This window comes from Pseudoalteromonas sp. H105, from assembly GCF_001469215.1.
GTDB lineage: Bacteria > Pseudomonadota > Gammaproteobacteria > Enterobacterales > Alteromonadaceae > Pseudoalteromonas.
In genome coordinates this window covers 119,646-132,421 of the sequence record NZ_LOFH01000012.1, presented here as the reverse complement: position 1 = coordinate 132,421, position 12,776 = coordinate 119,646, and the positions used below count along the sequence as shown (strand labels likewise).

Annotated in this window: 10 protein-coding genes and 1 tRNA gene; 6 read left to right on the top strand and 5 right to left on the bottom strand. The window is 41.9% G+C overall.

Going from position 1 to position 12,776, the window contains the following annotated elements; all coding sequences use genetic code 11:
* Window positions 1–392: 392 nt before the first annotated feature.
* Window positions 393–477 (bottom strand) — tRNA-Leu (locus ATS75_RS17635).
* Window positions 478–728: 251 nt separating this feature from the next.
* Between ATS75_RS17635 and ATS75_RS17630 the strand changes: the two genes are divergently transcribed.
* Window positions 729–1,223, top strand: a complete 495-nt coding sequence (locus ATS75_RS17630) for an RDD family protein (RefSeq protein ID WP_058561736.1) — start codon at window positions 729–731, stop codon at window positions 1,221–1,223.
* 47 nt (window positions 1,224–1,270) lie between these two features.
* Here ATS75_RS17630 and lptG read toward each other — a convergent pair whose 3' ends face one another.
* Together lptG and lptF are read right to left on the bottom strand one after the other, a co-directional pair.
* Complete coding sequence (gene lptG, locus ATS75_RS17625; RefSeq protein WP_058561735.1) at window positions 1,271–2,338, bottom strand: LPS export ABC transporter permease LptG; 1,068 nt, start codon at window positions 2,336–2,338, stop codon at window positions 1,271–1,273.
* A complete protein-coding gene (lptF, locus tag ATS75_RS17620; protein WP_058561734.1) occupies window positions 2,335–3,447 on the bottom strand; it encodes an LPS export ABC transporter permease LptF in 1,113 nt (370 codons plus the stop codon). The genes lptG and lptF overlap by 4 nt, the downstream gene beginning before the upstream one ends.
* A gap of 547 nt (window positions 3,448–3,994) precedes the next feature.
* On the opposite strand from lptF, the gene pepA reads away from it, so the two are divergent.
* From pepA to ATS75_RS17600, 4 genes are all read left to right on the top strand, one after another.
* On the top strand, window positions 3,995–5,506 hold the full coding sequence (pepA, locus tag ATS75_RS17615) for a leucyl aminopeptidase (RefSeq protein WP_058561733.1): 1,512 nt from the start codon (window positions 3,995–3,997) through the stop codon (window positions 5,504–5,506).
* Between the two features lie 175 nt (window positions 5,507–5,681).
* Window positions 5,682–6,128: a DNA polymerase III subunit chi gene (locus ATS75_RS17610; RefSeq protein ID WP_058561732.1), complete on the top strand. Its 447-nt coding sequence runs from the start codon at window positions 5,682–5,684 to the stop codon at window positions 6,126–6,128.
* Window positions 6,129–6,186: 58 nt separating this feature from the next.
* Complete coding sequence (locus ATS75_RS17605) at window positions 6,187–9,042, top strand: valine--tRNA ligase (protein WP_058561731.1); 2,856 nt, start codon at window positions 6,187–6,189, stop codon at window positions 9,040–9,042.
* A gap of 117 nt (window positions 9,043–9,159) precedes the next feature.
* Entirely contained in the window at window positions 9,160–9,603 is a 444-nt protein-coding gene (locus ATS75_RS17600) for a hypothetical protein (RefSeq protein ID WP_058561730.1), read from the top strand.
* Between the two features lie 40 nt (window positions 9,604–9,643).
* On the opposite strand, the gene ATS75_RS17595 is transcribed toward ATS75_RS17600, so the two are convergent.
* Complete coding sequence (locus tag ATS75_RS17595) at window positions 9,644–10,912, bottom strand: outer membrane protein transport protein (RefSeq protein WP_058561729.1); 1,269 nt, start codon at window positions 10,910–10,912, stop codon at window positions 9,644–9,646.
* Between the two features lie 311 nt (window positions 10,913–11,223).
* On the opposite strand from ATS75_RS17595, the gene ATS75_RS20685 reads away from it, so the two are divergent.
* Complete coding sequence (locus tag ATS75_RS20685) at window positions 11,224–11,547, top strand: hypothetical protein (RefSeq protein ID WP_082665514.1); 324 nt, start codon at window positions 11,224–11,226, stop codon at window positions 11,545–11,547.
* On the opposite strand, the gene ATS75_RS17590 is transcribed toward ATS75_RS20685, so the two are convergent.
* Entirely contained in the window at window positions 11,507–12,730 is a 1,224-nt protein-coding gene (locus ATS75_RS17590; protein WP_058561728.1) for an HD-GYP domain-containing protein, read from the bottom strand. The two genes, ATS75_RS20685 and ATS75_RS17590, sit on opposite strands and share 41 nt — an antisense overlap.
* Window positions 12,731–12,776: the final 46 nt, after the last annotated feature.

Below are 12,776 nucleotides of genomic sequence, written 5' to 3'. Positions count from 1 at the left end.
AAAAAACCCTTGCTAAAAAGCAAGGGCTATCAAAAGTGGTACCAGCGGGCGGACTTTAACTCGTAACAGCGCCACTCCAAGTGGCGCTCGAGTCCGAATTGCACTTTTCTATAGGCATAAAAAAACCCTTGCTAAAAAGCAAGGGCTATCAAAAGTGGTACCAGCGGGCGGACTTTAACTCGTAACAGCGCCACTCCAAGTGGCGCTCGAGTCCGAATTGCACTTTTCTATAGGCATAAAAAACCCTTGCTAAAAAGCAAGGGCTATCAAAAGTGGTACCAGCGGGCGGACTTTAACTCGTAACAGCGCCACTCCAAGTGGCGCTCGAGTCCGAATTGCACTTTTCTATAGGCATAAAAAAACCCTTGCTAAAAAGCAAGGGCTATCAAAAGTGGTACCAGCGGGCGGACTCGAACCGCCACTCCTTTCGGAAGGGGATTTTGAATCCCCCATGTCTACCAATTTCATCACGCTGGCATCATTTTTCTTTAACCTTCTAAACACGAGAAGATAAAGAAAAACCACTTTAGAGCTAGGACTTATCAAGCTGTCTTCGTCTCTATGCCAAGCATTATACAAACAATGGCCTTAGCGGCAAGCCTTTTTTACAAAAGCGTGAACAACCGCTTAACAATTGAGCAACCATTAACATTGTATGGTTTTGCAGTCCTAGTATTTGTCACCCTATTTGCTAAACTAGCCCGCATATTAACTTTGTGAGTATATTTATGTCTGGTGATTTTCCAAGTGCGGGCTTTTGGCGTCGCTTTGCTTCATTAATTTACGACTCATTAGTCGTCATTTCACTGTCTATGCTAACGGCTATTTTATACTTTGCAGCAATTCAAAGTTTTATTGCGCTCGGTGTTATCGCGCCAACAGAAGACCCAGCCGCTTTAATCCAAGACTCTCCGCTGTTATATGGTTTGCGCAGTGCATTATTTGTTGCCGTTAACATTGTATTTTTTGCTTATTTTTGGACAAAGAGCGGTCAAACAATTGGTATGCGTGCATGGCGCTTAAAAGTGCAAACACGTGAGGGTAACTTGATCAGCTGGCCACAAGCAATCATTAGAAGCCTTAGCGCATTATTAGGGTTGGGCAACTTGGTGGTGTTAGTGGATTTCAAAAACAAACGTGCACTGCAAGATTATATTGCTAGAACAGAAGTCATTGCATTAACTAAAGAAGAAAATAAACGTATTTACCAATCGTTAGATTAAATTGTTACTTTGCGGTTTCTAGGAGCTGTGAAAATTGCTCCTAGTTATTAATTTCGTTTATTTAATAAGTAAGTCGCAAAACCGATAAATATAACACTCGGTACTGTTGCACCTATAATTGCTGGTATTTGATAAACCATCACCACAGGACCAAAAATTTCATTGGTTAAGTGAAATACAATTCCTGTCACAACCCCCATCACTATTCGTGCGCCCATAGTAACCGTTCTAAGAGGGCCGAATATAAATGATAGTGCAACCAGCAACATAACGGCAATGGACACAGGTTGCATTACTTTTCGCCATAACGCGAGTTCGTATGTACTGGTATCTTGCTCATTTTGTTTAAGGTAATCTAAGTAAGACCAAAGCCCTGTAAACGACAGTGACTCAGGCTTCACTGACACGACCCCCAGCTTTTCAGCCGTTAATTGTGACTCATAAAACTCTTCATCGAGCTGCTGAGTATTTATCTGCTCTTCACCTATTTGCACTTTATTGACGTCGCGCAATAGCCAGCCACCTTTTCGACTAACGGCTTCACGTGCATTGGTAATCTGAGTCAATTGTAATGACTTATCAAAATGGTACATATTCATGCCATTTAGCACACCATTTTGATCTACATCTTCAATATTAATAAAGTTATTACCATCTTTAGCCCAAACACCTTGTTGTGCGTTAAATACATCACCACCATAAATTGCTTGGTTGCGTATTTCTTTAGCCTTTAGCTGTGCTTCAGGCGCACCCCATTCGCCCAGTGCCATCATACAAATAGCCATAAATATGGCGGTTTTCATTACTGATACAATGATTTGCAGCCGTGACATACCCGCCGCTTGCATCACCACTAACTCACTATTCGATGCGAGTGCACCCAAACCAGTTAAACCACCTATTAACGCCGCCATAGGAAAGAACACAACTAAATCACCGGGCATACTATACAGGGTGTACAATAATGCTGTAGCGATATCGTAACTTCCTCGACCAACTGATTTAAGCTGTTCTATAAATTTTATTAGCGTACTGATCCCAACTAATACCATGAGGGCAAAGCCAGTGGTTTGTAATATGCTTCGGCCTAAATACACATCGAGTGTTTTCATCATGCGCCTAACTCCCGCTTAGTAACAAACGCTTTGAGCCAAGCACCTATTGGCCGCCCTTTTATAATCAAAAAGCCTCCAATAAATAATGCCGTAAAGTGAATCCACCATAAACCAATTGAAGGGGGTATTTTGCCATCTTCAACTGCAAATTTGGCGGCATTAAGTAAAATAAAATAACCTAAGTACAAACTAATTGCAGGTACTAACTTCGCAAATTTACCTTGACGTGGATTCACCACACTTAAAGGAACAGCCAACAAGGTTAGTAGTGGAATCGAAAGCGGAATAGCTACGCGCCATTGCCATTGCGCCACTGCCTCAGGCGTATTTATAGCGATTAAGTCCATCGTTGGCACAGCTTCTAATTTGCGGCGCTGATGCTCTATCTCTTGTTCGCGTATTTGCACACTGTAACCATCGAATTCAGTTAAGTTAAGTGTCGGTGTCTGACCATCCGTCTCATAACGCTTCCCTTCGCTGAGTACGAGTTGTTGCTCACCGTTCTCTTGCTCAACAACCACACCACGCTGCGCATAAACCAAGCGGGCTAAGTTATCTTTGTCGTTGTCGGGTAATTGCGCTACAAAAACTTTATTAAGTTCTTTTCCGCCGTTATCAATATTGTGAATAAATACAACCGCTTTTTCATTGCCGGTTTGTTGGAATCGCCCAGCTCTGAGAGCAGATAATCCCGCATCAGCTTTGGCCTGCTCTTTTAATTGGTATTCAAGCTCACTCGCCCAAGGCGCTACGTATAATGTGAGAAACCCAGCCATTATCGCTAATCCAACGCTTGAAATGAGCGTCACACGAACGACATACCATTCACTTACTCCGCATGCCTTAAGCACGGTCATTTCACTGTCTGCGTAAATACGGCTATAGGCCAGAATGATCCCTAAGAAAATACTCAATGGTAAAATTAATGAGGCCAATTGTGGGAGTTTGAGTGCAATCATCGATAGCACAAGCTTGGCGGGGATACCCCCTTCGGACGCATCGCCTAAAATTACCACAAATTTTTGCGACAAAAAGATGGTCATTAGGGTTAAAAATACAGCGACCTGAGACTTTAAGACTTCAGTGGTCAAATAACGGAAAATTAGCAATGCTTGCCCCTGTTAAACATCGAGTTTTACTTCTGTAGCGGGAAAAACTAAGTAAACTTAGCATTTTACTCTATTTATTATATGCCATCAGCATTATACCCAAACCACCTCAAGATGCGAGTTTCAGTTGGAATTAAAAGCGATTTAGCCAAGGCGTTGATTGCAAGTAATAGTGGTTCTATTGTTAAAATCAATAAAGCAGTATAAATCACTTTTAAACCAACCCTTTGGGCGTTTCACAGGAACTTACTCTCATCGTTGTTCCTTCTTAAAAGGGAGTGCCATTGTCGCAAAGTAACGCCTTGATATTAAGCCGCTTTGAAGCGCTGAATTCTGCATCTTGAGGTGGTTTGGGTATATTTATCATACCTAACAACACGATATATTGCCGCTTTAGTGGTATTAATCGAGTCAAAGGTATAAAGTTCAAAAACACATAATGAGTTAACGTTTTTAGACTAAGATTAAACATATAAAGTTGCTTAGCCCTAGAAATTTATTAAATTACCCATATTAAGGGTTCTATGACTCAAAATTAGGAGTGACAATGGAATTTAGCGTAAAAAGTGGTAGTCCTGAAAAGCAGCGTAGCGCATGTATTGTAGTTGGCGTTTATGAGCCACGTCGTTTATCCCCCATTGGTGAACAACTCGATAAAATCAGTGATGGTTATATCTCTAATTTACTTCGTCGTGGTGACCTTGAAGGAAAACCAGGACAAGTGTTGCTATTGCATCATGTACCCAATGTTTTAAGTGAGCGTATTTTATTAGTCGGTTGTGGTAAAGAGCGTGAGCTTGACGACAAACAATATAAGCAAATTATTTCAAAAACCATCAATACCCTAAACGAAACGGGTTCAATGGAAGCAGTTTGCTTTTTGACTGAGCAACACGTTAAAAGCCGCGATACCTATTGGAAGGTACGCCAAGCAGTTGAAACAACTCAAGACTGCTTATACACGTTTAACCAATTAAAAAGTAAAAAGAGCGACCCACGCCGCCCACTACGCAAAATTGTGTTTAACGTACCAACACGTCGCGAATTAACCATTGGTGAAAGTGCCATTGAACATGGCTTAGCTATTGCCGCTGGTAGCAAGTTATGTAAAGACGTAGCAAATATGCCACCAAATATTTGCAACCCTGCGTATTTAGGCGAACAAGCACAAGAATTGGCAACCAATTTTGAAAACGTGAGTGTTGACCTTATTGGCGAAGAAAAAATGGCTGAACTAGGTATGAACTCATACTTAGCTGTTGGCCGTGGTAGTGACAACGAATCTGTTATGTCGGTTATCAACTATACAGGAGGCGCAAAAGATCAAGCCCCTATCGTTCTTGTTGGTAAAGGCCTTACCTTTGACTCTGGCGGTATTTCTCTTAAGCCTGGCGAAGGTATGGATGAAATGAAATACGACATGGGGGGTGCAGCGGGTGTTATTGGCGCAATGCGTTCTCTTGCACAAATGCAATTACCTATCAATGTGATTGGTATTTTAGCAGGCTGTGAAAACATGCCTAGTTCAAACGCTTATCGCCCTGGTGATATTTTAACGACTATGTCGGGGCAAACAGTTGAAGTGCTCAATACCGATGCAGAAGGACGTTTAGTATTATGCGACGCCCTTACGTATGTTGAGCGTTTTGAACCTGAAACAGTGATTGATGTAGCAACTTTAACTGGTGCGTGCATTGTTGCACTCGGTGCGCATGCAACTGGTTTGCTATCAAACCATAATCCACTGGCGCATGATTTACTTAAAGCGTCTGAGCAAAGCGGTGACCGCGCATGGCAGTTACCCTTGTGGGATGATTATCAAGATCAACTTGAAAGCCCATTTGCTGATTTTACTAACTTAGGTGGTCGAGCTGCGGGTACTATTACAGCAGCCTGTTTCTTATCAAAATTTACTAAGAAATATAACTGGGCACATTTAGATGTGGCTGGAACAGCGTGGCGTAGCGGTAAAAATAAAGGAGCTACGGGTCGGCCTGTTCCAATGTTAACGCAGTACTTACTTAATCGTGCCGGTCTCAGTGAAGCCGCACAAGATTAATAATCCGTTGTAAACGGGATTAAAAGGCGCTTTTAGCGCCTTTTTTGTTGGCTGATTTATACATACCTATAACAGTGTATTCATTGAAGCAATCAGGCTTTTATGGCAAAATCCATGCTCTAATTTATGTGTACTCATTCGTACCATATACAATGTTATGGGAAGCCCCGATACAATGAGCATCAACGCACAATTTTTTGTTCTAAAGCAACAAGATGAGTCACACGCTAAAGCCGATGATCATTTTAGTTTAGCGGCACAAATTGCGGCAGATCAGTATCGCCTTGGCCACCGTGTTTTCGTTTTTGTTGATAACACAGACACTGCCCATGCCATTGATGAAACGATTTGGTCTTTTGATCCTGACAGTTTTGTGCCTCACAACCTCCAAGGCGAAGGCCCCAAAGGCGGCGCTCCTGTTGAAATCGGCACCACACCGCCGGTTGGTAATCGTAAAGTTTTAATAAACTTGGCCGCCCAGTTGCCGGATTTTATTCGTCGCTTTAACCAAGTTTTTGATTTTGTACCCGTTGAAGCGTTAGCTAAACAAGCCGCCCGTGAGCGCTTTAAAAAGCTCCGTCAACTCGGTGCCAATATCACCACGCAAGATATTAATAGCTAAATATCCTAAGGTAATTAGCTAACTAACTCATTTAAGTACTTATTTAAGGTTCTGTGTAATGGATAAAACCTACAATCCGCAAGATATTGAACAGTCGTTATACCAAGACTGGGAAGAAAAAGGCTACTTTAAACCATCTGGTCAGGGTGATGCATATTCAATTATGATCCCACCACCGAATGTAACGGGTAGCTTACACATGGGCCACGCCTTCCAAGATACCATTATGGATACCTTAACGCGTTTAAAGCGTATGCAAGGTAATAACACATTATGGCAAGTAGGTACTGATCATGCTGGTATCGCGACGCAAATGTTGGTTGAGCGTAAGCTGTCTGCCGAAGAAGGTAAAACACGCCACGATTTAGGCCGTGACGCCTTTATCGATAAAATTTGGGAATGGAAAAACCAATCAGGCGGCACCATAACAAAACAACTTCGTCGCCTTGGCGCATCAGTTGATTGGGATCGTGAACGTTTTACGATGGATGACGGTTTATCTGAAGCGGTTAAAGAAGTATTCGTGCGCCTGCATAAAGAAGATTTGATTTACCGTGGCAAGCGCCTAGTAAACTGGGATCCAAAATTACACACCGCCATTTCAGATCTTGAAGTTGAAAACAAAGATAAGCAAGGCCATATGTGGAACTTACGTTACCCATTGGCAGATGGCGTAAAAACGCAAGACGGTAAAGACTACATTGTTGTTGCAACAACTCGCCCTGAGACCATGCTAGGTGACTCAGGTGTTGCAGTAAACCCAGATGACGAACGCTATCAAGATTTAATCGGTAAAGATATTTTACTGCCGATTGTTAACCGTCGTATTAAAATTGTTGCCGATGAACACGCCGATAAAGACAAGGGCACGGGTTGTGTAAAAATCACCCCAGCCCATGACTTTAACGATAACGAAGTGGGTAAGCGCCATCAAATGCCAATGATCAATATCTTTGATAAAGATGCTGCGGTATTAGCCCAAGGTGAAACGTATACGTTTGACGGCAAAGAACTTGAATTTGACGCACCAATCCCTGAGCGCTTACATGGTCTTGACCGTTTTGAAGCGCGTAAAGTAATTATCGCTGAGTTTGAAGAACTTGGTTTACTTGAAAAAATTGAAGACCACGCACTTACCGTTCCTTATGGCGATCGCTCTGGAGTGGTAATTGAGCCCCTACTAACTGACCAATGGTATGTGCGTGTTGCTCCACTGGCTGAGCCAGCCAAAGATGCAGTTAAAAATGGCGACATTCAGTTTGTGCCACAGCAGTATGAAAACATGTACTTCTCGTGGATGAACGACGTACAAGATTGGTGTATTTCTCGTCAGCTTTGGTGGGGTCATCGCATTCCAGCTTGGTACGACAGTGAAGGCAATGTATTTGTTGGTCGTGACGAAGCTGAAGTACGCCGCGAAAATAACATCGCCGATGATGTCGCTCTTAGCCAAGATGAAGACGTGCTTGATACTTGGTTCTCGTCAGCACTTTGGACTTTCTCAACTCAAGGTTGGCCTGCGAACACTGATGATTTAAAAACCTTCCACCCGTCTGACGTGTTGGTAACCGGTTTTGATATTATTTTCTTCTGGGTGGCGCGTATGATCATGATGACCATGCACTTCATTAAAGATGATAACGGCAAACCACAAGTTCCCTTTAAAACCGTATACGTTACCGGTCTAATTCGCGATGAAAATGGCGATAAAATGTCTAAGTCAAAAGGTAATGTACTTGACCCTATCGACATGATTGACGGTATCGACCTTGAGAGTTTAGTGACCAAACGCACCAGTAATTTGATGCAAGAGAAAGTCGCTAAAAAAATCGAAAAAGATACGCGTAAAACCTTCGATAGCGGCATTGAAGCACACGGTACCGATGCACTGCGCTTTACCTTAGCTGCAATGGCATCAACGGGCCGCGATATCAATTGGGATATGAACCGTCTTGAAGGTTACCGTAACTTCTGTAATAAGTTATGGAACGCAAGCCGTTACGTACTAATGAATACCGAAGAGCAAGATTGTGGCTTTGCGAATGATGCAGCAAAAGAGTACTCGCTAGCTGATCGCTGGATCCTAGGCCAGTATGAAGCCACGGTTAAAACTTACACTGAGCACCTTGATAACTACCGTTTTGACCTTGCAGCAAATACACTTTATGAATTTACTTGGAACCAGTTCTGCGATTGGTACTTAGAGCTCACTAAGCCAGTGTTATTTAAAGGCAATGAAGCGCAACAACGTGGTACGCGTCATACGCTTATTACCGTGCTTGAAAGCCTATTGCGCTTAATGCACCCAATGATGCCATATATCACCGAAACGATTTGGCAGCGAGTCGCACCACTTGCTGGCCTTAAAACAGAGAACACCAGCATTATGGTTCAAGCGTTCCCTGTTTATAACGAAGCACGCGTTGATGCTAAAGCAATGGAAGATTTAGAGTGGGTTAAACAGTTTATTGTTGCCATCCGTAATATTCGTGGCGAAATGGACATCAGCCCAAGCAAGCCGCTTTCTGTGCTACTTGCTAACGCATCAAGCGATGACAAACGCCGCATTGAAGAGAACGAAAGCTTTTTAGCATCCCTTGCAAAAATTGAAGCATTCACTCAACTAGAGAGCAAAGATGACGCACCTGCTTGTGCTACTTCGTACGTTGGCAACCTTGAGATCATGATCCCAATGGCGGGTCTAATTGATGTTGATGCCGAACTTGCCCGTATTGCTAAGCAACTTGAAAAAGCTGAAAAAGGCCTAACCCAAGTGCAAAATAAACTTGCGAACGAAAAATTTGTTAATAATGCACCTGAAGCAGTACTTGCCAAAGAGCATGAAAAATTAGCTGAGTTCACTGATGCCAAAACGAAGTTACTTGAACAAAAAGCGAAAATTGAAAGCCTATAAGCTCTGACGCTTATTTACCTCAAAAAGCGAGCTTATTAGCTCGCTTTTTTGTTTCCATTTAAAATACACCCACTTATACTTGCTGTGATAATTATAAATTACAGGAACCATTTAACGGTGAAAAATACACTTATTACTTTAGTACTATTGGCATTATCATTGAGCGGCACATCAGTAATGGCAAAAAATACGTTTTCTGCTGGCGCTGGGTTTTATGAATTTGGTGGTCATGCAGGCATTAAATACAAATATTCAATTGACGATTCACATGCTCTCTCTGCAGCAATAGGCGTAATTGGCTATTCCGTAGGTTATGAATACGCAATGTCTGAATATACCACTTTAGGATTTAGTGCTGGTCAACAGGTTGCTGTTGCTGAAGATGGCTATGTTGTTGCTAAGTTAAATTACTATTTCCAGGGTATTGATAATACGAGCTGGATACTAGGCTTAAGCGCTGGTGTAAAAGAAGAAGACGGGGATTGTTTCGTGTTTTGTGAAAAGAAAGACACAGAGCAAATAGAAGGCACCGTTGGGATACATATTGGGTATCAGTTTTAAAAAAGGCAGCGAAAGCTGCCTTTAATTTTTATTAACTAACTTAAAACGTGTAGTTATACTGCGCACCAAATAAATATGCGTGGCCATTTGACTCAAACCCCCACTGTTGCCCTAAGTTATCAGGCTCAGTGAACTTCTGCGTTTTACCACGTAAAATACTCATACCGATATCTAAGTTTGATTGCTCGCTCATGGTGTAATTAACACCAAACGAGTACCAAAAACGGTCTGTATCTGGGATAGAGATAGACATGTGATTCTTATCAGCAGGCGACTCATCATAAGCAATACCCGCACGCAGCAACACAGCATCATTTAACTGATAATCACCACCGATTGAGAAACGCATTGCATCAGAGAAGTTCTCTTCTTTTGAGAATACTGGCGTATCACGACCTTCAACTTGCGCTTCTAACTTGTCAAAGCTTTCCCAGCCAGTCCACATTACACTGTAATGTAACCCTGTTTTATCATCTAACTGATGAGAACCAGAAAACTCAGCAATTGCTGGTAAAGTGATTTCAACACTGCCAGGAATACTTGCCCCAGCAAGTCCATTAAATGGCGCTGATGCTGGAAGTTGATTTGAATATTCACCATCGAAAGTAATATCGGTTTCACTGCGGTAATTAAACCCAAAGCGGCTATTTTCATCTAGTTGGTACATTGCACCTACGTTCCAACCAAAGCCCGTATCGTCACCTTCTAAATGAACCGCTTCTGTCTGAGCTGGCACACCAAACGGATTAGCACCAAAGTTACGAATAATTTTTGCATCAGCATAAATATAATTTAAGCCCAAACCTACGCTAAACTGCTCATTGATTTTATATGAGCCACTCACATTCATATTAACAGTAACAATTTCCGTTTCACCCGCTAATTGACCTGCAGGGTAATCGGCATCAAATTCAGTGGCTAAACCAAAATTCGAAAAGGCGCCAAAACCAATTGAAAACTTATCATCAATAGGCATAACAAAGTAACCCGCAGGAATAATAGCCGATGGTGCGATACTGCTATCGTTTAATTGATTTGGATCTGTAGAGGCGTTACTGGCTTCTGTGCCACGTAAGCTAACATCAGGGATTACCGCAATGCCAGCAACACTGAGTTGTTTTTCTTTGAAGACAGACATTAATGCTGGATTACGCGAGACAACAGACGCATCATCAGCAACAGACGCTTCACCTGCGTATGCACGCCCGAGGCCTGACGCATTTTGCTCTGCTAACTGAAAGGCAGCGGCAAGGCTGTCAGCAGACATAACAGCAAGCGACGCTGCGATAAGAGTTTTAGTAAATTTCATTCTATTTCCTTAACCAAACAAAGTTTGGGTACCCATGTGTGTTGTGTTGTTTTTTAATCTGCGAACAGATTATTTAGGATTAAGTGACTATATTAAAAACGTGGATACACTACCTTAAATTTTATCGAAAAACTGCAATAATCCACTAAAAACCTCACAAAACCTGTTTTTTAACAACAAAGTAACAGTTTTTTAAAACTCATCGGACAAGATGGCAACCTTCAACAAATGCAATTAATTATCATTTGCGTTGACTTGGGGTTTTTAGCCTATTAGACTCTTTGTAATGTTTTATTTTGTATGGATAAGCTATGGAAATTGGATTTATTGCTGCAGCACTAATGCTTTGCGGTGCAAGCGTATACTGCTTTTGCAAAGCCAATTTTTGTGCCTGCACAAAAGTCGGCGACTGCGACAACCCCATTAACCATTATTGGTTAGGCGCCATTACAGCCGCACTTATTGCGCTACTGTGTTGCTGCGCAGCCCTACACTCTGAAAAGGGAACTATGCTGTGGTTGGTATTAATGGTGAGCTGCTTTGGTGGTGCAGTGCTCTCAGCTAAACATTCAGCCAAAAAACGCTGTAATAAAACTAAGCGAGCAAATGCTCTTTTAACAAACGAGCCAAATTAAGTTGATAATCCAAAGGCTTAATACTCGCTATAATTTTTAAATCATGGCCTTCTGACGATAAATCAACGTCTTTGGGTGTTATATGGTGGTTATGCTTGGCATTATAAAATATTTTAACGCTCGGTTTGATTGGGTTTTTATGATTTCCTTGGGTAACCAAGCCTAACCGTTCGTTGGTCAATTTTACAACCGTGCCTACGGGGTGAACACCTAAACATTTGATGAAACGCTGCACCAATTCACTATCAAAAAGATCTTTATTAGTGAGTAAATAGCGCAATACGTTGATCGGCTCGTCCCCAAGCTCGTGGGGCCTGTCTGAACTCATTGCATCATACACATCAACAATAGCCATGATCCGTGCTGGGCGGCTGAGCTTTTCAGCCTTAACCCCGCGAGGGTAACCACTGCCATCAAGTCGCTCATGGTGATTAACGATCATATCGAGCATTAATGGCGTTATGCCTTTTTCGCCCTTAACAAGCCCCAAGCTTTGCACAACATGTTTTTTGATGGCTTGCATTTCAAAATCATTCACCTCTTCCGTTTTTGAAAATATACCTTGGGGTAACTTTGCTTGACCTAAATCATGCAGTAATGCACCCATAGCAAGTTCTTGAACGATCGCTTCTTTGTACCCTAAGTATTTAGCAAAAACAGTAACTAAAATGGCGCAGTTAGTCATATGGCGCCAGTTATACATATTTTTATCTTTAATACGCGTTAATATTGCCATGGCGTTGTGATTGCGAAAAACCGATGCCACGATATCTTTAGCAATATCATCTAACAGAGCTAAGTTCATTTTTAAGCCTGAGGTCACATCACCATATAAATTTTGTAGTTTACGATTATGCTGCTCATAGCTTTCACTCGCCTTTGTAAACTCTTGCTCAACGCTAATAACTTTCTTTGCTTTTGGTGGCTTAGCTTTAACGGTAGGTGCTTTTTGAGGAGGGACTTCAGGCTTAGGTTGGTATTTAGTGGGAATACTGATATCACTTTGCGCGAAATCTATAACAAGTTCAGCAACCCCTTCAGAGACAAGTCGCTTGATGATCGACTTATCACGCACTAATCCACGTGTTTTAATTTTTATGCTGCCAGCGCCTCCATTTTGCTTGCTGACGCTGTCTACAAACATACCCGGCACAAGCTCAGAAATTGGAAGAGATATAAGCATAAATATAATTGTTATTATTATGTGAACTGATGCATTATTATCAACG